The sequence below is a fragment of the Mycobacterium sp. NGS56 genome (assembly GCF_059812425.1).
Map to the genome: position 1 here is coordinate 35,082 of NZ_JCALCQ010000014.1, position 20,752 is coordinate 55,833.

Consider the following 20,752-nt stretch of genomic DNA (forward strand, 5'->3'; position numbering starts at 1 on the left):
AGCCGATACCGCAAGGACGCGCCGGAAGGACCCCAGTGGCCAGTACCGAGATCGCCTGGCGGCCGTCAAGGACCACCGGGCCTCTCGGCGCCCTGACGCCCGCGGAATGGGGCCGACTTGCATCGATGCTAGCGGTGATCGTCGCGTTGCACCTGCTCGGCTGGCTCACCCTGGTGGTCTTCGTCGCACCGGCCCAATACAGCCTGGGCGGCAAAGCTTTTGGCGTCGGAATCGGATTGACGGCCTACACCCTGGGCATGCGCCATGCCTTCGACGCCGACCATATCGCCGCCATCGACAACACCACTCGAAAGCTGATGAACGACGGGCAACGACCGCTGGCCGTTGGCTTCTTCTTCTCGCTGGGCCACTCGACGGTGGTCTTCGGGCTGGCGGTGCTGCTGGCGTGCGGGGTGAAGACGGTTGTCGGACCGGTCAGCGACGACTCCTCGACACTGCACCACTACACCGGGCTGATCGGCACCAGTGTCTCGGGTGTGTTTCTGTACGCGATCGCGCTTCTCAACGTCATCGTTCTGGTCGGCATACTGCGCGTCTTGGCGCGGCTACGCCGGGGCGAATACGACCCCGGCACCGACGCGGCCGAATTGGAGCGGCATCTGGACAACCGTGGTCTGATGAACCGACTGCTCGGCCGCTTCACGAAGTCGATCACCAGGTCCTGGCACTGTTACCCCGTCGGCTTGCTGTTCGGGCTCGGGTTCGACACCGCCACCGAGATCGCGCTGCTGGTGCTGGCCGGCACCAGCGCCGCCGCCGGGCTGCCCTGGTATGCCATCGTTTGCCTGCCGGTGCTGTTCACCGCCGGCATGTGCCTGCTGGACACGATCGACGGTTCGTTCATGAATTTCGCCTACGGCTGGGCGTTTTCCAACCCGGTGCGCAAGATCTACTACAACATCACCATCACAGCGCTGTCGGTGGCGGTCGCGTGGGTGATCGGCAGCGTCGAACTGCTCGCCCTGTTGGCCGACCAGTTCGGCTGGCGAGGCTCGTTCTGGAACTGGATCGGCGGGCTGGACCTCAACACCGTCGGCTATTTCGTGGTCGGCATGTTCGTCGCGACGTGGGCGGTCGCTCTACTCGTGTGGCGTTACGGGCGCATCGAAGAAAAGTGGACCGCGTGAGCCGGCCGGCAAAGGGCTGACCACAAACCGCCCTTCGGGTGTAGAACAGTGCTCATGGGCTCGTTGGCCTGCGCCCAGCTCACGGATCGGCGGTGACCGGCAATGCATGAGCTGTCGCTGTGCGAAGCGATCGCCGGTGTCGTCAAGGATCACGCCGACGGTCGGCACGTCGACGTGGTGCGGGTGCGCGTGGGCGCCCTTCGGCAGGTGGTGCCGGAGTCGCTGTCCTTCTGCTGGACGCTGGTCCGCGACGCCGAGGACATGCCGGACGCCGAACTGGAACTCGAGTGCGTCGGCGCCGAAGTCAAGTGCCGGGCATGCGGCGGGCAATCCGACATCACCTCGCCGTGGTCGATCTGGTGTCCCCGGTGTGACAGCTCCGACGTCGAGGTGCTGCGCGGCAACGAATTCTTGGTGACATCATTGGATGTCTCGTGAAAGGCGTTGACGATGGGTAGATTTCATCGACACGACGACGGAACCGTGCACGCCCACGAACACGATCACCTTCCCCACGATCACGAACATGGCGATCACAGCCGCTATCAAACCGGCAGTCAGCGCATCGACGTGCTGGAAGCGATCTTCGCGGAGAACGACGTGCTCGCCGACGCCAACCGGGCGGCCTTCGAGAGCAATGGGGTTCGCACCCTCAACCTGATGAGCTCCCCGGGGTCGGGCAAGACCACCATCTTGCAGGCAACGCTCGACGAACTCGCCGGGGAACTGGCGCTGGGGGTGATCGAAGGTGATATCGCCACCGACCTGGACGCGGCAAAGCTCATCGGGCGCGGCGCCCAGGTCTCACTGCTCAATACCAGCAACGGATTTGGCGGCGAATGCCACCTCGACGCTCCCATGATCAACCGCGCGCTGTCAGGTCTCGACCTCGCCGCGCTGGACCTGGTGGTCATCGAGAACGTCGGAAATCTGGTCTGCCCGGCGGAGTTCGACGTCGGCGAGCACGCCAAGGCGATGGTGTATTCGGTGACCGAGGGCGAAGACAAGCCACTAAAGTATCCGGTGATGTTCCGGTCCGTGGACGTGGTGCTGCTCAACAAGATCGACTTGGTGCCCCACCTCGAGGTGGATGTCGACACGTACATCGCCCATGTCCGCAAAGTGAATGCGACAGCGACGATTTTGCCGGTCAGCGCGCGCACCGGCGATGGCATGAGTGCCTGGTTCGGCTGGCTGCGGCGCTTCGCCACTGACGCGGCCTGAACGGCGCGCGTGGGCTCGGGCCGGTGCGATCGCTCCTGCGAAACATTCGCAAGACTCGCTAATTCGATGCTGCCGAACGCCACTGATCGGCCAGGCACGACACGGCTTTTCGCCGCTGTGCAACCCGCGGACAGTAGCGAGTACCGGCGAACCGTTGACAACGCCCGATAGCGGGAGTAGACCCAAAAAATAGCGCTGCGCAAGTGGGCCGACGGTCGACTCCGGTGGCGCAGGAGCCCCAGCCCGGCTCCGGAAAGCTGCAGCATGCCAACAGAAGCAGCAGTCAAGGCAGAACAAACATTGATCCATGTTCTATGGATTAACGCGGGCCTCAGTTGTGACGGTGATTCGGTGGCATTGACTGCTGCCACCCAGCCCAGCGTCGAGGAGATCGCTTTGGGTGCCCTGCCCGGACTCCCCCAGATCGCCGTGCACTGGCCCCTCATCGACTTCGAATGCGGACCCAACGGAGGGGCGGACGACTTCTTGGAGTGGTTCTTCAAGGCCGACCGCGGCGAGTTGGAACCGTTTGTGCTCGTTGTCGAAGGATCCATCCCGAACGAGAAGATCAAGGACGAGGGCTACTGGTGCGGCTTCGGCAACGACCCGGCCACCGGGCAGCCGATGACCACCAGCGAATGGCTCGACCGGTTGGCGCCCCAGGCCACCGCCATCGTGGCGGTCGGGACCTGCGCCACCTACGGAGGAATTCACGCGATGGCGGGCAACCCGACCGGGGCGATGGGCGTGCCGGACTACCTCGGCTGGGACTGGAAGAGCAAGGCCGGCATTCCGATCGTGTGCGTGCCCGGCTGCCCCATCCAACCGGATAACCTGTCGGAGACGCTCACCTACCTGCTCTACATGGCGACCGCTCAGGCGCCGATGATCCCGCTCGACGACGCGCTGCGCCCGCAATGGCTATTCGGCAACACCGTGCACGAGGGTTGCGATCGAGCCGGCTACTACGAGCAGGGTGACTTCGCCACCGAGTACGGGTCACCGAAATGCATTGTGAAACTTGGCTGCTGGGGTCCAGTCGTCAAATGCAATGTGCCCAAGCGCGGATGGATCAACGGCGTCGGGGGCTGCCCCAACGTTGGTGGAATCTGCATCGGTTGCACGATGCCGGGCTTCCCGGACAAGTTCATGCCGTTCATGGATGAGCCACCCGGCGGCAAGATCTCGAGCACCGCATCGGGTCTGTACGGGGCCGTGATTCGCAGTCTGAGGGGTATCACGGAACGCACCGTCGACAAGGAGCCGCGGTGGCGCCACAACGGCGATCAACTCACCACCGGAGCGCGCCGCACCTGGTAGGTCACCTACCGGTCGGCGCGCTCCTACGCCAAAACTCGTAGCCGAAGAGCCCTCGCCGCATCAGCCAACGCTGACAGCAGCCAAAGCGGGAAGAAGTAGCGCGATGACAACCATCATTCCTGACCCCACCCACGCCAAGCGGGAGCCCGGCCAACTGGTCGACATGGCCTGGGATCCCATCACCAGGATCGTGGGCAGCCTGGGCATCTACACCAAGATCGACTTCGAGAACCGGGAAGTCGTCGAGTGTCACAGCACCTCGTCGATCTTCCGCGGCTACTCGATCTTCATGAAGGGCAAGGACCCCCGGGACGCCCACTTCATCACCAGCCGCATCTGCGGCATCTGCGGCGACAACCACGCCACGTGTTCGTGCTACACGCAGAACATGGCTTACGGGGTCAAGCCGCCGCATCTGGGTGAGTGGATCGTCAACCTCGGCGAGGCAGCGGAATACATGTTCGACCACAACATCTTCCAGGAGAACCTGGTCGGCGTGGACTTCTGCGAAAAGATGGTCTCCGAGACCAACCCGAGTGTCCTATCGCTGGCCGAGAAGACGCCGGCGCCGCACGCGGACGCCCACGGCTACAAGACGATCGCGGACATCATGCGCTCGCTCAACCCGTTCAGCGGCGAGTTCTACCGCGAGGCGCTCGTGGTCAGTCGCTGGACGCGAGAGATGTTCTGCCTCATGGAGGGCCGCCACGTGCACCCGTCCACGCTGTACCCCGGCGGCGTCGGCACCGTGGCGACCATTCAGTTGATGACCGACTACATGACGCGGCTGATGCGCTACGTCGAGTTCATGAAGAAGGTCGTGCCCATGCACGACGACCTGTTCGACTTCTTCTACGAGGCCCTGCCCGGCTACGAGAACGTCGGGCTGCGCCGCACCCTGCTCGGTTGCTGGGGGTCCTTTCAGGACCCGGAGGTGTGCAACTTCGAATACAAGGACATGGAGCGCTGGGGTAACGCGATGTTCGTCACGCCGGGCGTGGTGGTCGACGGCAAGCTGGTCACCCACTCGTTGATGGACATCAACCTCGGCATCCGAATCCTTTTGGGCAGTTCATATTACGACGACTGGACAGACCAGGAGATGTTCGTCAAGACCGACCCGCTGGGCAACCCGGTGGACCGGCGCCATCCGTGGAACCAGCACACCAACCCGCACCCGCAGAAGCGGGATATGGAGGGCGGCAAGTACAGCTGGGTGATGTCACCGCGTTGGTTCGACGGCAAGGACCACCTCGCGCTGGACACCGGCGGCGGACCGCTGGCCCGGCTGTGGTCGACGGCGCTGGCCGGCCTGGTCGACATCGGGTACGTGAAGGCGACCGGCGACAGCGTCAAGATCAACCTGCCCAAGACGGCCCTGAAGGGGCCCGTCGAATTGGAGTGGAAGATCCCCAAGTACGGCAGCAACACGATTGAACGCGACCGGGCGCGCACCTACTTCCAGGCCTACGCGGCGGCGTGCGCCTTGCACTTCGCCGAGAAGGCGCTCGAGGAGATTCGCGCCGGGCGCACCAAGACGTGGGAGAAGTTCGAGGTGCCCGATGAGGCCATCGGATGCGGCTTCACCGAGGCGGTGCGCGGTGTGCTCAGCCACCACATGGTGATCCGGGACGGCAAGATCGCCAACTATCACCCGTACCCACCCACACCGTGGAATGCCAACCCGCGCGACAGTTATGGCACACCGGGTCCGTATGAGGACGCGGTTCAAGGGCAGCCGATCTTCGAGGAGAACGGCCGGGACAACTTCAAGGGCATCGACGTCATGCGCACGGTGCGCAGCTTCGATCCATGCCTGCCGTGTGGCGTGCACATGTACCTGGGGAAGGGCAAATCCCTGGACAGACTGCACACGCCGACCCAGTCACCCGTCGGGGAGTGACACATGGCGGATCGCCCGGACAAGTCCGCGAATGACGCGCAGTGGCGTGAGGCGGGCGATCGGATCCAGACACTGCTCGATTCCTGCGCAGCAGGCGGGACCGCCGCGTATGACCGTGCACAGCAACTGGTTCGCGAAGTAGTCGGGCTTTACGGCGCCGGACTGGAGCGGATCGTGCGGATGGCCGGCGATCCCGTACCGGAAGGGGGGCTGGTCGAGCGGCTGGCCACCGACGACCTGGTGGCCAGCCTGCTCCTTGTGCACGGTCTGCATCCGCATGACGTGCACCGCAGGGTGTCCGACGCGCTGGACCGGGTGCGACCCTACCTGGGTTCGCACGGCGGGGACGTCGACCTGCTCGAGGTCGTTTTGGGCGAACGTCCGGAGGAATTCACCGTGCGGCTGGCCTTCAAGGGCAGCTGCAAGAGCTGCCCGTCGTCAACGGTGACACTGGAGCTGGCCGTGCAGGATGCGGTCCGCGCGGCCGCACCGGAGGTCTCCTCGATCGAGGTGGTGACCGCCGAAGCCGCGACCACGTCCGCGAGTGTCATTCCCGCCGAATCGCTGCTGGCGCGCCTGCATTCCAACGGACATGGGCCGACGGTCTGGCACCCGGCACCCGAACTGGCCGAGCTGACAGCCGGCGAAGTCGCGGGATTCGCGATCGACGGGGTAATGGTGCTGGCTTGCCGTGTCGGCGACCAGACCTTCACCTACCGGGATCACTGCCCGGTGTGTGAGGATTCGCTGGCCGGTTCGCAACTGCACGATCGAATGCTGCGTTGTGCGGGCTGTGGGACGGATTTCGACGTCGTTGGTGCGGGAGCCGCCGCGACCGGTGGCTCGGCGGGCCATCTCGATCCGATTCCACTGCTGAGCCGCGACGGCCTGCTCTCGGTGGCGTTGAAGGCCGACGTGATGGGGGCACCGGCATGAGCACCCCGTTCGAGGTTTTGGCCCGGATCAGGAGCGACCGGCGCGCGCCTGAACCCGCGGGCGAGCGCTGCGAGATGTGCGCGGAGGCGATCGCCGACGAGCACCAGCACGTGGTCAACGTGGCCGGACGCCAATTGATGTGCGTCTGCCGCGCCTGCTATCTGCTGTTCACCGACACCGAAGCCGACCTGCGTTACCGCGCGGTGCCGGACCGGTATCTGTCGTTTCCCGACTTCGCCCTGGATCGCCTGGTGTGGGAGGCACTGCAGATCCCGGTCGGGGTCGCCTTCTTCTTCACCAATTCCGCCCTCGGGCACACCGTCGCCTTCTACCCGGGTCCGGCCGGGGCTACCGAATCCGAGCTGGACATGGAGGTCTGGGACACCATCCGCACCGCCGACCCGCGGGTGGGCCTACTCGCCGACGACGTGGAGGCCCTGCTCGTCCGGGTTGCCGACAGTGCCCAGGATGGCGAATTGTCGCAGCCACAAACATATCTGGTACCCATCGACGCCTGTTACGAATTCGTCGGACGCCTGCGCATGATGTGGCGCGGCTTCGACGGCGGCCAGCAGGCCCGCGAATTCATTGACGGCTTTTTCGACCGGCTCGCCACCCGGGCCACCGAGACACCGCGATGAACGGCCCGCCGATGAACGTGAGCTTCGCGGTCCTGGACGTGACCGCCGAACCCTACAGCGTCAGCCCGATCCTCACCGCCCGCGTCGAGGTCACCGCCAGCGGCGACGATCCCGTGCACGCCATTGCCCTGCGGTGCCAGGTAAGAATCGAACCGCTGCGCCGTTCCTACTCGGACGCCGAAGCGGCCGGGCTGACGGACTTGTTCGGCGGGCGCGAACGCTGGGCCAGCACCCAACGCACCTTCCTTTGGCAGCATTGCGCCACGATGGTGCCGGGGTTCACCGGTCACACGACCGCGACCCTGCCCCTGGAATGCACGTACGACTTCGAGGTGGCCGCCGCCAAATACCTGCATGCGTTGCGCGACGGTGCGCTGCCGCTGCAGTTCCTGTTCAGCGGCACGATTTTCGTCAAGTCCGAGCGGGGATTCTCGGTTCAGCCGGTGCCGTGGGACTGCGAGGACAACTACGCCATGCCGGTCACGGTTTGGCGTGACCTGATTGCGCAGCACTATCCCAACAGCGGCTGGATTCGGTTGAGCCACGAGACCATCGCGCAACTGGCCGATTACAAGTCGTCCCACGGGATGCTCGACTTCGACCACGCGGTCACCTCATTGCTCGAAGTCACCGATCGGGAGGTGACGCGATGACGTCGAGCTGGGACCGGGCCCGCGCCGTCGCCGATGCGGTGCTCTACGAAGGCTACCTGCTCTACCCTTACCGAGGGACGTCCAGCAAGAATCAATCACGCTGGCAATTCGGCGTTTTGGGCCCCCCCGGTGCCGTCGAATCCGGCCTGGGCGAAGACGACACCGTGTCCGCGGATTTCCTTGTCGACGGCGCCCAGGCGCTGACGCTGGTGGTGCGGTTTCTGCAGCTGCAGCACCGACGCGCCGAACGAGCCATCGGTGGGGGCGATTTCAGACCCGTCGATGAACTGCGGACCGCGGCCGGGTCGTGGCTGACCTGGGACGAAGCGGTGGAATGCGAAATCTCCTTCGGTCCCCTTGCGTTCGGCGATCAACCCTGGTCGCTGCCGGTGACGGCTGACGCGGCGACCGACCTCGAGTTCCTCGACGGCGGCCGACTGGTTCGCGAACGACACGAGATACGCGGCGTATTGACCGTCGCCAGCGAACCCGACGGCGACCTACGCCGGGTTTCGGTTCGGGTCGCCAACACCGGTGCGCCCGCACGCGATAAGGGGGACGCGATCGCGCGATCCATGATCGGAACGCACCTTATCGCCGAAGTCGTTGGCGGCCGGTTTATTTCCTTGCTCGAGCCGCCACAGTCCGCGGTCGATGCGGTGGCCCGGTGCGGCCGGCATCGCTCCTTCCCGGTGCTGGCCGGCGCCCCGGGCACCGACAACACGCTGCTGATCTCGCCGATCATCCTCTACGATCATCCCGAGGTCGCCGAACAGAGCGACACCGCCCTGTACGACTGCACGGAGATCGACGAGATCCTCACCCTGCGCGTGATGACCATGACCGATGACGAGAAGGCGCAGGCCCGCGCGACCGATCCGCGGGCCGCGCGAATCATCGACGAATGCGACGCCATGTCGCCGGAGGCCATGGCACGACTGCACGGGGCGCTGCGCGATCCGCACGGGCTCAATGTCTCCGCTGGACTTCTACCCGAGATCCCCGACGGAGTAGAGTGGTGGGATCCATTGGCCGACAATGCCGTTCGCCCTGAGATCGACGCGGTGCTGGTGAACGGGGTCCGGATCGCGCGAGGCAGCAAGGTCCGGTTGCGCCCGCGGCGCAACGCCGACGCCCAGGACATCTTCGTCGCCGGCAAGACCGCCCGCGTCACCTCGGTACACGAGGACGTCGAAGGCAACAAGCACGTCGGCGTCGTCGTCGACGAGGACCCGGCCGCTGACCTGCACGACTGGTACGGACGCTATCTGTACTTCTCCCCCGACGAAGTCGAACCGCTGCAGTCGCAGCACAGCACGAACCCCTGAAAGGAGTTCATTATGGAAGTCCTAGGTTGGATCTTCATCGCCATTGTCGCGCTGGTGGTAGCGATCGGGCTGGCGCTCGGCGCGATGTCGGTGCCGGATGCCCGCCGCTATCTCAAGTTGAGGCGCATGTAACCGATGCGGGTGTCACCATGACGACGCGCATCCTGGTAGCCGGGATCGGCAACATTTTCCTGGGTGACGACGGGTTCGGTTCGGAGGTGGTTCGCAACGCCGAGCTGCCCCAGGATGATCCGACCGTCCAGGTGATCGACTACGGAATCCGGGGCATGCACCTGGCATATGACCTGCTCGAAGAGTGGGACACGCTGGTCCTGGTCGATGCCGTGCCGAGCCGGGGCCATCCCGGCACGTTGCACGTCTTTCAGGCCGACCACGAGTCCTCACCCGCGCCGAACGGCCTGGATGGGCACAGCATGGACCCGGCCGCTGTCTTCGCCAGCCTGCGAGCGCTGGGGGGCCATCCGCCCTACACCGTGGTGGTCGGCTGCGAAGCCGGCAGCGTCTCGGAGGGCATTGGTCTGACCGAACCGGTCGCACGGGCCGTCCCCCGGGCGGCGCGGGCGGTCGAAGAGATCGTCGCGGCGCTGCATGACGCGCCTGCTGCGGCCGAAAAGGGGCACTGAGCCATGTGTTTGGGCATACCGGGGCAGGTCATCGGAATGTTGGACGGTTTCGAGGGACAGCTTGCACTCGTCGAGGTCACCGGCGAACAACGCAAGGTCAATGTCGGCATGTTGCCGGACGAGACGTTCGCGCCCGGCGACTGGGTGATCATCCACATGGGCTTCGTCGTCGAGAAAACCGATCAGGCCGGGGCCGAACAGGCGATGGCCGGCCTGGAGCTGATGGGCCGCGGCAGCACCGGCGAACCATCGCCCCCGGAGGCCGGTTGATATGACCGATACCCCTTTGCTGTCGCGGCCCGGCCCCCCTGATACCCAAGTGCGGCAACGGGTGATGGTGACCGGCGTGGTGCAGGGGGTCGGCTTCCGTCCGTTCGTACACAGGATCGCGACCGAACTGGGCCTCGCCGGATTCGTCGGTAATGACTCGGCTGCGGTCTTTCTCGAGGTGCAGGGCCGGCCCGCCTCCGTGGCGGAGTTCGGGCGGCGACTGCGCGCAGAGGCGCCACCCCTGGCACGGATCACCGACGTGCGCGTCGCCGACGTCGCCGCCAGCCCCGCGTGTCCACCCGAATTCCGCATCGTGCCAAGCCAACTGGCCGCCGGCACCACCACCCCGATCCCGCCCGACATCGCGGTGTGCGACGACTGCATCGCCGAACTGTTCGACCCGCACGACCGCCGCTATCGGCATCCGTTCGTGACGTGCACCAACTGCGGACCTCGGTTCACCATCATCACGCGGCTGCCCTACGACCGCCCGGCGACGACGATGTCGGGCTTCGGCATGTGTGCGCGCTGCGCCACCGAATACCACGATCCGGCGAATCGCCGATTCCACGCTCAGCCGATCGCCTGTCCGGATTGCGGGCCGAGCCTGTGGTTCGCATCGCCGGCCGGCCGGGTGAGCGGCTCGGACTCGGCGCTGGCCGCCACTCAGGTCGCGCTGGCATCCGGCGCCGTGGTGGCCATCAAGGGAATCGGCGGCTACCATCTGGCCTGCACCGTCGACAACTCAGCGGCGGTCGACGCATTACGAGCGCGCAAAGCGCGCGGCGCCAAGCCGTTCGCCATGCTGGTTCGCGATCTCGACGTGGCGCGCCGCTACGCCCACGTCGATGACGCGGAGGCCGCGGTGCTGTCCGGTCCGGCCCGCCCGATCGTGTTACTGCAGCGACGTGCCGGCGCCCCGGTCGCGCCGACCGTCGCGCCCGGCAGCCCGCTGCTGGGTCTGATGCTGCCCTACTCCCCCATCCATCACCTGCTCCTGGCGCCGGTTCCCGACAACCCCGCGCCGGTGCCCGACGCGCTGGTGCTGACCAGTGCCAACCGCTCCGATGAGCCCATCTGCTTCACGGATAGCGATGCTAGACATCGGCTTTCGCCGCTATGCGACGCCGTGCTCGATCACGACCGCCCGATTCACGTGCCGTGCGACGACTCGGTGGTGCGCGTCGTCCACGATGAGGGGGGGCCACACGAGCTGCCGATCCGCCGGTCCCGTGGTTACGCACCGCTGCCGATTGACTTGAAGCTCGACGCCCCAGCCGTGCTGGCGGTGGGCGGCGAACTGAAGAACACCTTCTGCCTTACCGATGGCCACCGGGCCTACCTGTCCGGCCACATCGGCGACATGGCCACCTGGGAGACGCTGCGGGCGTTCGAGCGGGCGGTGAGCCAGCTCAGCGAGATCCGCGGCCGCCCAGTGCGGTTGGCCGCCGACCTGCATCCCGGCTATCACACCCGAAGCTGGGCCGAGCGCCAGGCGGACGAGCGGCCGCTGGATCTGGTCCAGCACCACCACGCCCACGTGGTGTCGCTGCTGGCCGAGCACGGGCGCCTCGGCGAACCCATCGTCGGGGTCTCCTTCGACGGCACCGGTTACGGCTGCGACGAAACGATCTGGGGTGGTGAGATTCTCACCCTGGACACCCGAAGCCACCGTTTCGTTCGGTCCGGACACCTATTGGCGGTGCCGCTGCCCGGTGGCGACGCCGCGGTGCGCAACCCGTGGCGGATGGCGCTGTCCCAGTTGCGGAGGGCCGAGATCGACTGGACCCCCGACCTGGCGCCGGTGGCCGCCGCGACCGCCGACGAACTGCGCCTGGTCCGTTCGCAATTGGAGACCGGCGCGGGTTGCGTGCCGTGCTCGAGCATGGGCCGCCTGTTCGACGCGGTCGCCTCCCTACTCGGGGTGCGACACCGCATCGACTACGAGGGGCAGGCCGCGATCGAGCTCGAGGCGCTGGCGCAGTCGGCGGGTCAAGCAGGAACACAGCCGGCGTTGCCGCTGGCGGTGTGCCCCGATGGGGTGATCGACCCAACCCCGATGGTGCAGACCATGGTTGCGGCGCTCTACGCTGGAACGGCACCGGCGGTGCTCGCCGCGGCGTTTCACCGGGCGGTCGCCGTCGCCGTCACAGAGGTGGTCACCCAGGTGGCGGGCGACATTGCGCTGGTGGGTCTCACCGGCGGGGTTTTCCAGAACGTTCTGTTATTGGACGCCTGCCGTTCGCAACTGCAGCAGAACGGGTTTGAGGTTCTCACCCATCACACCGTGCCGCCGAACGACGGGGGGCTGGCCCTGGGCCAGGCCGCGGTCGCGGCGCTGACCGGGCGGGAGGAGGCGTTGACACGATGATCACCACCGCCATCGATCGCGGGCTGAGTGCCGAACTGGCTGAGGACCTGGCCGCCACCGCTTTGACGCTGGCCAAGCGATTCGCCGCGGGCGCCACGATGTGGTCCATCGCGCCGTCGTGGGAGCCCCACGCGCTGCACATCGCGGTCGAATTCGTCCATCCGGTGATCATGGGCAAGCGGGCCCTGCCTGCCGTGGCCCTGACCGGACCCAATCTGGTGGATCTGGTGCGGGTGTCGGTGCGGCCCGGCGACATCGTGGTCGCGATCTCCGGTGCGGACAATGCGGACGTGCGCTCGGTGATGCGCCGCGGCCCGGCCTGGGGCGCCACCACGATCTGGATCGGCAGCGGCGAGCCACCTGCGGCGGCCGCGGCCGATCACGTGCTGTGGCTCGATGATCCGGACCCGCGCGTGCCCGCCACCGGCGGCTTCGTGCTTTTCTACCACCTGTTGTGGGAGCTGACCCATGTGTGTTTCGAGCATTCAGGGTTGCTCAAACCCCAGAGCGACGACGACGGAGTGTGTGTCACGTGCAGCGACGAAGGCCGACTGGGTGAAGTAGTGAGCGCTTCGGTCGACGGTCAGGCAAGGGTACGCACCGCGCGGGGCATAGAGGATGTGGTCACCACACTTGTCGAGCCCGTCACGCCCGGCGAGCTGGTGCTGGTGCATGCCGGCACGGCGATCAGCCGCATCGACGACGAAGAGCAAGAAGGTGTTTCATGAGCGCCGCTGACGAGCCCACCAACTTCTTGTATCCGTTCATCGACGCCGAAGAGGACGACCCCTCAGCACTGCTCGCCGACCTTGCCGCGTCCGCACAGGCCAAGGCGGCCGAAAGCCTCGCGCTACGGCGCGCCACGCTGGAGGCCAACGCCGGCCTGCTGGCGGTGGCCGCCGCCGAGTCGGCGCGCCGATTCGCCGCCGGCGGAAGGATGTTCACCTTCGGCAACGGCGGCAGTTGCACCGACTGCACCACGCTGGCGCGATTGTTCGCGCGGCCACCGCTCGGCAAGCCGCTTCCGGCGTGGTCGTTGACCGCCGATCAGGCGATTCTGACGGCCCTGGGCAACGACGTCGGTTTCGAGCTGGTGTTCGCCCGCCAGCTCATCGCCCGGGCGAGGGACGGCGACATCGCGATCGCGATGTCGACCAGCGGCAATTCACCCAACTTACTGACCGCGCTGGCCGAAGCCCGCAACCGCGGCCTGTACACCGTCGGCTTCGCCGGCTACGACGGCGGCGCCTTCGTTGACAACCCCAACGTGGATGCCTGCTTCGTCGTTCGTTCGCAAAGCGTGCACCGGATCCAGGAGTCTCAGGCGCTGCTGGGTTATCAGTTGTGGCTGTCAGTTCACGAATGTCTCGGCGACGATCAAGGTTTGGGGGCGGCATGATGAACAAGTCGGCGGGTGACTACCTGTCGTCGGGACCGCGATTCGGCGAAGGCGATGTGATCGAGCGGATCGAGTCGTTCCGCCGGCGTCGCCCCCGACTCCTCGACGACCATGTGACCCTGGCGCACGGCGCGGGCGGCAAGGCGTCGGCGGCGCTGGTGGACGCCGTATTCGTGGAGGCGTTTCGCAATCCATTGCTCGAATCGCTGGGCGACGGCGCCGTCCTGACCCTGCCGAGCGGTGAGCGGGTGGCGATGTCGACGGACTCGTTTGTGGTGCAGCCCCGGCGGTTTCCCGGCGGGTCCATCGGAGAACTCGCCGTCCACGGCACCTGCAACGACCTGGCGGTGGCCGGTGCCGTACCGTCCTGGATCTCGGCGGCGTTTGTGCTCGAAGAGGGTTTCCCCATCGCGGAATTGAGGGAGATCGTCGCCGACATGGCCACCGCGGCCGCCGCCGCCGGCGTGCAAGTGGTCACCGGTGACACCAAGGTGGTACCCAAGGGTGCGGCCGACGGGCTGTTCATCACCACCGCCGGAGCCGGCGTCATCCCCGCGGGCCGCACGCTGTCGGCACAGGCGGTGTGCGCCGGAGACAAGGTGCTGCTGTCGGGGTCGATGGGCGATCACGGCATGGCGGTGATGCTCGCCAGGGGCGATCTGGCCATCGAGGCCGACATCGCCTCCGACACCGCGTCGGTCAGCCCGTTGGTGGAGTTGTTGATGTCGGCCGCCCCGTCCACGCGATGGATGCGGGACGCGACGCGCGGCGGCGTGGGAACGGTATGCAACGAATTGGCGCAAGCCTGCGGCCTCGGGGTGCTGCTCGACGAGGAGCGACTTCCGGTGGCTCCCATGGTCAATGGCGCCTGCGAATTACTCGGCATCGACCCGCTCTACGTCGCCAACGAGGGCAAGTTCGTTGCCGTCGTTGCGCCGCAGGAAGCCCAGGCCGGACTGGAGGCGTTGCGGTCGCATCCGCTGGGCGCCGGTGCGGCCGAGGTCGGGGAAATCGTTGCCGAACCCGCCGAAAGCGTGGTGCTGCGTACCGGGTTCGGCGGCACCCGAATCGTCGACATGCTCGTCGGGGATCCGTTGCCGCGAATCTGCTGACGTGGCGATCGCAAGCGCGGCGAAAGCCGGGCGCAGCGGGTCGCCACAAGAGAAAGGAGCTGGCCATGTGTCTGGGGATTCCGGGCCGGATCGTGGAAATCACCGATCCCGCCAACTGTTTGGCCAAGGTCGACGTCAGTGGCGTGCAGCGGGTGATCAGCGTCCGGCTGCTGGAGGACGACATGCCCGCACCGGACGACTGGGTGCTGGTGCACGTCGGGTTCGCGATGGCCAAGATCGACGAGACCGAGGCGCTGCTGACCCTGGCCGCCATCAAGAAACTCGGCGACACCTACACGACCGAAATGCAGGCCTTCGATTCGTCGGCCATCGTTTGACGAGGAGCGGCAATGAAATTCGTTGACGAATTCCGCGACCCGGCCGCGGCGCGCAAGCTGCTGGCGGCCATCGAGCATCTGGCCGGGACGGGCGGTGAAAACTTCAAGTTCATGGAGGTGTGCGGCGGGCACACGCACACCATCTACCGGCACGGCATCGAACATCTGCTGCCGGACAGCGTCGAACTGGTGCACGGCCCGGGCTGCCCGGTCTGCGTGATCCCGATGGGACGCATCGATGACGCGATGTGGCTGGCCGGCCAACCCGACGTGATCTTCACGTGCTTCGGGGACATGATGCGCGTGCCCGGTTCGCACGGCAGCCTGCTGGACGCCAAGGCCCGCGGGGCCGACGTGCGATTCGTCTACTCGCCGCTGGACGCGTTGAAGATCGCGGTCGACCATCCCGACAAACAAGTGGTTTTCTTCGCCATCGGTTTCGAGACCACCGCGCCGTCGACAGCGGTGACGCTGGTGCGGGCGCGTGAGTTGGGCCTGCGCAATTTCAGCGTCTTCTGCAACCACGTCACGATCGTGCCGCCGATCAGGGCCATCCTGGAGTCGCCGGACCTGCGGCTGTCGGGATTCATCGGCCCCGGGCACGTGTCCACCGTGGTGGGCAACCGGCCGTACCGCTTCGTTCCCGAGGTGTATCGAAAACCGTTGGTGGTGGCGGGTTTCGAGCCGCTGGACATCCTTGCCTCGGTAGCGATGTTGCTGCGTCAGATCCGCGAGGGCCGCTGCGAAGTGGAGAACCAGTACAAGCGGGTGGTCCCCGAGCACGGTAACCCGGCGGCCCTGGCGCTGATGGGCAAGGTATTCGCGCTGCGCCCGCACTTCGAATGGCGTGGGCTGGGATTCATCTCGCAGAGCGCGCTGCGGCTACACGACGATTTCGCCGAGTTCGATGCCGAGCTGCGGTTCGCGATGCCCGGCGTGCGAGTCGCCGACCCCAAAGCCTGCCAGTGCGGTGAGGTGCTCAAGGGTGTGCTCAAGCCTTGGGAATGCAAGGTTTTCGGCACCGCATGCACACCGGAGACCCCGATCGGGACGTGCATGGTGTCCCCGGAGGGCGCCTGTGCGGCGTACTACAACTTCGGCCGCATGCACCGGGACGCCGTCAAGCTGGTGGGGCGCACTTGACCTGTGACAAGGGCGCAGAGATGTTCGCCCGCTACGCATATGCGCCCAATGCGCTCGGCTATTGCGGTCCGCCGTTGGGAGCGACCTTGCGGGACGGCTCGGTCGACGAGGTGCGCCGGGCAGCGACGAGATTCTCCGGCGCGTGGCCGTATCTGCGGGTGCTGTCGAAACTGACCGGCATCGCCGACCCGCTGGACTATCGTCTGGTCGAGTCGTATTGGCTCGGCGGCGGCGTCGCCGCAGGCCTGGACCCGCAGGAATTCTTTGACGCGCTGCTCGCGATCATCGGCCCGCAGGCGGGCCACTACTGGTCGCATCTCACCACGGAGCTGGCGTGCGAGGCCGCCGGCAATCACTGCTTCCACGTGTTCGGGGTGTACCCGTGGACGCGGTTCTTAGGCGGCGGAGGCCGCAAAATTGATGTCGAGCAGCCGCTGAACGTGCTCGATAACTGCCGAATCACTTCCGGGACAGTGGTTTCCCGCGACGGCGATCGCGTCGAGGTGTTGTGCCAAAGGCTGGCGTGGGATGGTCAGGCCCTCACGCTGTCCAAGCCGTCGGCGCGCGTGCTCGAAGTGTGGACTGACGGGTACAGCGGGGTGCCCGACGTGGCTGCCGGCGACGTGGTCGCGATGCACTGGGGCCGGTTGTGCGGCCGGCTGTCGCCGGCGCAGCTTCGTGCGCTGACCGATAGCACCAGTCGGCAGCTGCTGGTGACCGGCCAGCGACTGGCGCGCGTCTGACTTCGCCGCCAGACTGGCCCGGTGCCCGGTTCTCTCTGCGACGTGCTGCCCGCGGCGGCCGCCCTGCTCGAAATCGAAGGTGCCGTCGACAAGCTGGCGGTGGCGGACTGGGTTGGCGCCGACCGCATCGACCGCGTGCTGGTCGTGCTGGTGGATGGGCTGGGCTGGCACCTGCTTCCGCAGCTGGCCGGTAGCGCGCCGCTGCTGGAAGCCGTGCTGAGGGGCAGCACCGGGCGGCTGACGCGGCTGGACTGCACCTTCCCGTCGACCACGCCGACCAGCCTGGTGTCGCTGGGTACCGGCGCGCTGCCGGGCGAGCACGGCATCCTGGGCTTCACCGTCAGGGTGCCCGGCACCGACCGGGTGCTCAGCCACGTCCACTGGCGTGCCGACCCGTCCCCCGCCGTGTGGCAGCCGGTGCCGACGTGGTTCGAACGGCTCAAAAACGCCGGCGTCAGCGCGCGCGCCGTGCTACCCGCCCTGTTCATCGGCAGCGGGCTGACCGAGGCGGCGTACCGCGGCGCCGAATTCCACCCGGCCGGCCCCACCGACAACTACGCGCGGCTGCTGGCCGACGAGCTGCGCGCGGCGCCCGGGCTGGTCTACGGCTACACCGCGGAGCTCGACACCGCCGCCCACGTCTTCGGTATCGGCTCCGAGCAGTGGCACGCCGCGGCGACCAATGTCGACACACTGCTGTCCCGCCTGCTCGACACGCTGCCCGCGAACACGGCGGTGCTGGTGACCGCCGATCACGGCGGCCTCAACGTCCCACCCGAGGCCCGCATCGACCTCGACACCGACCCCAGGCTGGCCGAGGGCATCCGGGTGGTGGCCGGCGAGCCGCGGGTGCGGTATCTGCACACCGAGGCGGGCGCCGCACGCGACGTGCAGGCCGCGTGGGGCGAGCTGCTGGACGGCCGCGCCACCGTATACAGCCGCGAGCAGGCGACGGCGACCGGCATGTTCGGGCGGGTCACCGTGCGACACAGCCAGCGCCTCGGCGACGTGGTCGTCGTCTGTTCGGGCGACACCGCGGTGCTGGCCAGCGCGCATGAGCCGCCGGAAGCCGCTCTCCTGGTCGGCTTTCACGGTGGTGGCACGGCGGCGGAGATGGCGATTCCGCTCATCGTTTTCCGGCCATAGCTGCGCAAACACACACCGGACTCGGATCGAGTTCACAGGTTGCTACGACCCTTTACCGAATTTTCCCGCGGTACATTCGGTGCACTGTGGTTTTCGGGGGTGTTGGCGAAACTCGGCGATGGCAGCGGGCCATCGCGGTTGCCGCAGCTCTCGGGGTATTCATCGCCCTGATCACGGGCTCAGCGCTGCGGCCCGGCTTCGCGGCGGCGGCGCCACCGGAGCCGGCGGCTTGGTCGGAGGCAACGAGCGGCCCGCACCCCGGACAGATGCTCGATCTCCCCGGCTCCCTCAGCCGGCCCGCCCTGACCGTTTCGCAGCCTTTGGGACCGGCGAACCAGACCAACAAGAAGCCCTTCCGCAGCGCGTGGACGACGAAAGAACGCCCCATGACGTGGAACCGCTTGTCAGCACAATCGGTGCTGCCGCCCGCGCCATCGTCGTTCACGCCGATAGGGTTTGCCACCGGCGGCGTTCCAGCCCGCGCGCCCGCGGCCATCGCGTCCGACCGAGATATCTTGACCGAGATCTGCGTCGCCCGCCGCTGATCGTGCGCCCGGGCTGCGCGTGTCCTGTCGATGCATGGTGGGTTTCCGCGACACGTAGCCGCCCCAAGGCTGGTAACCATCGTGTCAATCTTGTGAAAGAAGACCTTCATGTTGTCGGGCACCACTGACACCGTCGCAGGCAGCCGGAGGCTGTAATGGATTTCGCGACGCGACCTCCGGAGATCAACTCCGGGCGGATGTATGCCGGTCCCGGCACGGGATCGATGATGTGGGCCGCTGCCGCGTGGAAAACGTTGGCAGCGCGGCTCTTCACCGCGGCCGCCGACTACCGGGCGATGACCGCGCAGCTGGCGGCCAGCGGCGTGGGCTCGGCCCTGACGGAAGCCGCGACGCGGTATGTGGACTGGCTCGACACCGTCGCGGCCCGTAGTGAGCACGCGGCCACCCAGCTCGAGGCGGCAGCCTGCGCGCATCAGTCGGCCTTCACGGCCATGGTGGCGCCAGCGACGATCGCCGGCAACCGCACGCAACGGATGTTGTTGGTGTCGAGGAACTGTCTGGCCCAGAAGAGCGCGGCGATCGCGAACGTCGATGCCGAGTATGACGCGATGTGGGCGCAAAACGCCGCAGCCATGCACGCCTACGCCGAATCCGCCGCCGGTGCGGTCGCATTGGCTCCCTTCCCCGCTCCGGCTGGCGATTTTGATGTGACAAAACGCAATTGGACCCTCCAGTCTGCGCCGGACGTCATAACGGCCGGCTGCGAAGTGATGTCGGTGATACCAGAGGCCCTCAGACGCCTCGCGTCGTCGCTGACAACGTTGGAAGCGTCCCTATCGACGGTCACCCCGGCGCTGTCCAAGCTGAACTCGGTGACCGCGCCGTCGGACTACGCGATCGGCCACCTCAATTCGATGAACAAAAGGGCGGCCCTGCAATTACTGTTCCCCAAGCCGGCCGCCACCCACCGCGTGTGCGCGGGCCTGGGTCGCGCGGCGCCCGTCGGTGGGCTGTCGGTACCGCGCACCTGGGCGGCCGCCGCCCCCACGATGGACCGGCTGCGCGGGGACCGGCTCGGCGAGCCAACCCACCTGGTCGCGGTCAGCGAGCCGCCCGGCTCACATGCGGCCGACAAGTACGGCGGTTAAAGCGGGGTGACATAGGCCGCGCTGATGCCGCCGTCGACCATGAACGTAGCAGCGGTGATGAATGACGCGTCATCGCTCGCCAAAAATGCCACCGCCGAGGCGATTTCGCTGGGGTCGGCGAAGCGGCCGACCGGGACGTGCACCAGCCGGCGAGCCGCCCGCTGGGGGTCCTTGGCGAAAAGCTCCTGCAGCAGCGGGGTGTTGACCGGACCGGGGCACAACGCGTTCACGCGGATGCCCTGCCGGGCGAACTGCACACCCAACTCACGCGACATCGCGAGTACGCCGCCCTTTGAGGCGGTGTATGAGATCTGCGACGTCGCCGACCCCAGTACGGCCACGAACGACGCCGTGTTGATGATCGAGCCTTTCCGCGCGGAAACCATGTGCCGCAACGCCGCCCGGCAGCACAGATATACCGACTTCAGGTTGACGTCTTGGACGCGTTGCCACGCCGGCAGTTCGGTGTTCTCGATGAGGTCGTCGTCGGGTGGTGAGATGCCGGCGTTGTTGAACGCGATGTCGATGCGACCGTAAGTCCGCGCCGCGGTGTCGAACAGCGCGTTGACCGCGGCCTCGTCGGACACATCGGTGGGCACGAACAAGCCGGACAGCTCGTCGGCCGCGGCGACACCCGCCTCGCCGTCGATGTCGCCGACCACGATCGCGGCACCCTCGGCATGCATCCGCCGTGCCGCGGCCAGCCCGATACCGCCGCCGGCGCCGGTGATGACGGCCACGCGGCCCGCCAATCGTTGCGTGAGATCGACCGCCACCAC

22 protein-coding genes and 1 pseudogene are annotated in these 20,752 nt (G+C 66.8%); 22 read left to right on the forward strand and 1 reads right to left on the reverse strand.

Features of this window, described 5'->3' with window-relative positions; genetic code table 11:
• Nucleotides 1-35: 35 nt before the first annotated feature.
• From nicT to AC5Y4F_RS23540, 22 genes and pseudogenes are all read left to right on the forward strand, one after another.
• Nucleotides 36-1,148, forward strand: a complete 1,113-nt coding sequence (nicT, locus tag AC5Y4F_RS23435) for a Nickel transporter NicT (protein ID WP_499998973.1) — start codon at nucleotides 36-38, stop codon at nucleotides 1,146-1,148.
• Nucleotides 1,149-1,250: 102 nt separating this feature from the next.
• The gene (locus AC5Y4F_RS23440; protein WP_067936062.1) at nucleotides 1,251-1,586 is read left to right on the forward strand and encodes a hydrogenase maturation nickel metallochaperone HypA; all 336 of its coding nucleotides are present in this window, start codon (nucleotides 1,251-1,253) and stop codon (nucleotides 1,584-1,586) included.
• A 12-nt stretch (nucleotides 1,587-1,598) separates the two neighbouring features.
• Nucleotides 1,599-2,372, forward strand: a complete 774-nt coding sequence (gene hypB / locus AC5Y4F_RS23445; RefSeq protein WP_067936065.1) for a hydrogenase nickel incorporation protein HypB — start codon at nucleotides 1,599-1,601, stop codon at nucleotides 2,370-2,372.
• Nucleotides 2,373-2,636: 264 nt separating this feature from the next.
• A complete protein-coding gene (locus AC5Y4F_RS23450; RefSeq protein ID WP_067936068.1) occupies nucleotides 2,637-3,692 on the forward strand; it encodes an NADH-quinone oxidoreductase subunit B family protein in 1,056 nt (351 codons plus the stop codon).
• Between the two features lie 103 nt (nucleotides 3,693-3,795).
• Nucleotides 3,796-5,595 (forward strand): nickel-dependent hydrogenase large subunit, encoded by a 1,800-nt coding sequence (locus AC5Y4F_RS23455; protein ID WP_067936071.1) that lies wholly within the window; start codon nucleotides 3,796-3,798, stop codon nucleotides 5,593-5,595.
• Between the two features lie 3 nt (nucleotides 5,596-5,598).
• Nucleotides 5,599-6,531, forward strand: coding sequence for a NifU family protein (locus AC5Y4F_RS23460; RefSeq protein WP_067936074.1), 933 nt, complete (start codon nucleotides 5,599-5,601; stop codon nucleotides 6,529-6,531).
• The gene (locus AC5Y4F_RS23465) at nucleotides 6,528-7,172 is read left to right on the forward strand and encodes a DUF5947 family protein (RefSeq protein ID WP_067936079.1); all 645 of its coding nucleotides are present in this window, start codon (nucleotides 6,528-6,530) and stop codon (nucleotides 7,170-7,172) included. Before AC5Y4F_RS23460 ends, AC5Y4F_RS23465 begins: the two co-directional genes overlap by 4 nt.
• A gap of 11 nt (nucleotides 7,173-7,183) precedes the next feature.
• On the forward strand, nucleotides 7,184-7,825 hold the full coding sequence (locus AC5Y4F_RS23470; protein ID WP_499998978.1) for a DUF6084 family protein: 642 nt from the start codon (nucleotides 7,184-7,186) through the stop codon (nucleotides 7,823-7,825).
• Nucleotides 7,822-9,178, forward strand: a pseudogene (locus tag AC5Y4F_RS23475) (hypothetical protein). The gene AC5Y4F_RS23470 and the pseudogene AC5Y4F_RS23475 overlap by 4 nt, the downstream one beginning before the upstream one ends.
• Nucleotides 9,166-9,285 (forward strand): DUF6893 family small protein, encoded by a 120-nt coding sequence (locus AC5Y4F_RS23480; RefSeq protein WP_499998980.1) that lies wholly within the window; start codon nucleotides 9,166-9,168, stop codon nucleotides 9,283-9,285. Before AC5Y4F_RS23475 ends, AC5Y4F_RS23480 begins: the two are co-directional and overlap by 13 nt.
• A gap of 17 nt (nucleotides 9,286-9,302) precedes the next feature.
• Nucleotides 9,303-9,797 carry a hydrogenase maturation protease gene (locus AC5Y4F_RS23485; RefSeq protein ID WP_499998983.1) on the forward strand — a complete coding sequence of 165 codons (495 nt, stop codon included), beginning with the start codon at nucleotides 9,303-9,305 and terminating at the stop codon, nucleotides 9,795-9,797.
• Between the two features lie 3 nt (nucleotides 9,798-9,800).
• On the forward strand, nucleotides 9,801-10,067 hold the full coding sequence (locus AC5Y4F_RS23490; RefSeq protein ID WP_067936083.1) for a HypC/HybG/HupF family hydrogenase formation chaperone: 267 nt from the start codon (nucleotides 9,801-9,803) through the stop codon (nucleotides 10,065-10,067).
• Nucleotide 10,068: 1 nt separating this feature from the next.
• The gene (hypF, locus tag AC5Y4F_RS23495; protein ID WP_067936085.1) at nucleotides 10,069-12,438 is read left to right on the forward strand and encodes a carbamoyltransferase HypF; all 2,370 of its coding nucleotides are present in this window, start codon (nucleotides 10,069-10,071) and stop codon (nucleotides 12,436-12,438) included.
• Entirely contained in the window at nucleotides 12,435-13,166 is a 732-nt protein-coding gene (locus tag AC5Y4F_RS23500) for a HypC/HybG/HupF family hydrogenase formation chaperone (RefSeq protein WP_067936088.1), read from the forward strand. Before hypF ends, AC5Y4F_RS23500 begins: the two co-directional genes overlap by 4 nt.
• A complete protein-coding gene (locus AC5Y4F_RS23505) occupies nucleotides 13,163-13,837 on the forward strand; it encodes a D-sedoheptulose-7-phosphate isomerase (RefSeq protein ID WP_067936091.1) in 675 nt (224 codons plus the stop codon). The genes AC5Y4F_RS23500 and AC5Y4F_RS23505 overlap by 4 nt, the downstream gene beginning before the upstream one ends.
• Entirely contained in the window at nucleotides 13,837-14,949 is a 1,113-nt protein-coding gene (gene hypE, locus AC5Y4F_RS23510) for a hydrogenase expression/formation protein HypE (RefSeq protein WP_067936092.1), read from the forward strand. The genes AC5Y4F_RS23505 and hypE overlap by 1 nt, the downstream gene beginning before the upstream one ends.
• Nucleotides 14,950-15,014: 65 nt before the next feature.
• On the forward strand, nucleotides 15,015-15,287 hold the full coding sequence (locus AC5Y4F_RS23515; RefSeq protein ID WP_067936095.1) for a HypC/HybG/HupF family hydrogenase formation chaperone: 273 nt from the start codon (nucleotides 15,015-15,017) through the stop codon (nucleotides 15,285-15,287).
• 12 nt (nucleotides 15,288-15,299) lie between these two features.
• Nucleotides 15,300-16,430, forward strand: coding sequence for a hydrogenase formation protein HypD (gene hypD, locus AC5Y4F_RS23520; protein ID WP_067936097.1), 1,131 nt, complete (start codon nucleotides 15,300-15,302; stop codon nucleotides 16,428-16,430).
• A complete protein-coding gene (locus AC5Y4F_RS23525) occupies nucleotides 16,427-17,173 on the forward strand; it encodes a DUF6390 family protein (protein WP_499998987.1) in 747 nt (248 codons plus the stop codon). Before hypD ends, AC5Y4F_RS23525 begins: the two co-directional genes overlap by 4 nt.
• Before the next feature lie 21 nt (nucleotides 17,174-17,194).
• Nucleotides 17,195-18,319, forward strand: coding sequence for an alkaline phosphatase family protein (locus AC5Y4F_RS23530; RefSeq protein ID WP_499998989.1), 1,125 nt, complete (start codon nucleotides 17,195-17,197; stop codon nucleotides 18,317-18,319).
• A gap of 266 nt (nucleotides 18,320-18,585) precedes the next feature.
• The gene (locus tag AC5Y4F_RS23535) at nucleotides 18,586-18,864 is read left to right on the forward strand and encodes a hypothetical protein (protein WP_499998991.1); all 279 of its coding nucleotides are present in this window, start codon (nucleotides 18,586-18,588) and stop codon (nucleotides 18,862-18,864) included.
• 155 nt (nucleotides 18,865-19,019) lie between these two features.
• Complete coding sequence (locus AC5Y4F_RS23540; RefSeq protein WP_156750097.1) at nucleotides 19,020-19,973, forward strand: PPE family protein; 954 nt, start codon at nucleotides 19,020-19,022, stop codon at nucleotides 19,971-19,973.
• Here the strand turns inward: AC5Y4F_RS23540 and AC5Y4F_RS23545 are convergent.
• On the reverse strand, nucleotides 19,970-20,749 hold the full coding sequence (locus AC5Y4F_RS23545; RefSeq protein ID WP_067936256.1) for a 3-oxoacyl-ACP reductase: 780 nt from the start codon (nucleotides 20,747-20,749) through the stop codon (nucleotides 19,970-19,972). The two genes, AC5Y4F_RS23540 and AC5Y4F_RS23545, sit on opposite strands and share 4 nt — an antisense overlap.
• Between the last annotated feature and the right edge of the window lie 3 nt (nucleotides 20,750-20,752).

Bases quoted from the DNA above. Each gene is read 5' to 3' on its own strand.
- AC5Y4F_RS23440 (WP_067936062.1), top strand. From the start codon at position 1,251: ATGCATGAGCTGTCGCTGTGCGAAGCGATCGCCGGTGTCGTCAAGGAT.
- hypB (WP_067936065.1), top strand. From the start codon at position 1,599: ATGGGTAGATTTCATCGACACGACGACGGAACCGTGCACGCCCACGAA.
- AC5Y4F_RS23450 (WP_067936068.1), top strand. From the start codon at position 2,637: ATGCCAACAGAAGCAGCAGTCAAGGCAGAACAAACATTGATCCATGTT.
- AC5Y4F_RS23455 (WP_067936071.1), top strand. From the start codon at position 3,796: ATGACAACCATCATTCCTGACCCCACCCACGCCAAGCGGGAGCCCGGC.
- AC5Y4F_RS23460 (WP_067936074.1), top strand. From the start codon at position 5,599: ATGGCGGATCGCCCGGACAAGTCCGCGAATGACGCGCAGTGGCGTGAG.
- AC5Y4F_RS23465 (WP_067936079.1), top strand. From the start codon at position 6,528: ATGAGCACCCCGTTCGAGGTTTTGGCCCGGATCAGGAGCGACCGGCGC.
- AC5Y4F_RS23470 (WP_499998978.1), top strand. From the start codon at position 7,184: ATGAACGTGAGCTTCGCGGTCCTGGACGTGACCGCCGAACCCTACAGC.
- AC5Y4F_RS23480 (WP_499998980.1), top strand. From the start codon at position 9,166: ATGGAAGTCCTAGGTTGGATCTTCATCGCCATTGTCGCGCTGGTGGTA.
- AC5Y4F_RS23485 (WP_499998983.1), top strand. From the start codon at position 9,303: ATGACGACGCGCATCCTGGTAGCCGGGATCGGCAACATTTTCCTGGGT.
- AC5Y4F_RS23490 (WP_067936083.1), top strand. From the start codon at position 9,801: ATGTGTTTGGGCATACCGGGGCAGGTCATCGGAATGTTGGACGGTTTC.
- hypF (WP_067936085.1), top strand. From the start codon at position 10,069: ATGACCGATACCCCTTTGCTGTCGCGGCCCGGCCCCCCTGATACCCAA.
- AC5Y4F_RS23500 (WP_067936088.1), top strand. From the start codon at position 12,435: ATGATCACCACCGCCATCGATCGCGGGCTGAGTGCCGAACTGGCTGAG.
- AC5Y4F_RS23505 (WP_067936091.1), top strand. From the start codon at position 13,163: ATGAGCGCCGCTGACGAGCCCACCAACTTCTTGTATCCGTTCATCGAC.
- hypE (WP_067936092.1), top strand. From the start codon at position 13,837: ATGAACAAGTCGGCGGGTGACTACCTGTCGTCGGGACCGCGATTCGGC.
- AC5Y4F_RS23515 (WP_067936095.1), top strand. From the start codon at position 15,015: ATGTGTCTGGGGATTCCGGGCCGGATCGTGGAAATCACCGATCCCGCC.
- hypD (WP_067936097.1), top strand. From the start codon at position 15,300: ATGAAATTCGTTGACGAATTCCGCGACCCGGCCGCGGCGCGCAAGCTG.
- AC5Y4F_RS23535 (WP_499998991.1), top strand. From the start codon at position 18,586: ATGCTCGATCTCCCCGGCTCCCTCAGCCGGCCCGCCCTGACCGTTTCG.
- AC5Y4F_RS23540 (WP_156750097.1), top strand. From the start codon at position 19,020: ATGGATTTCGCGACGCGACCTCCGGAGATCAACTCCGGGCGGATGTAT.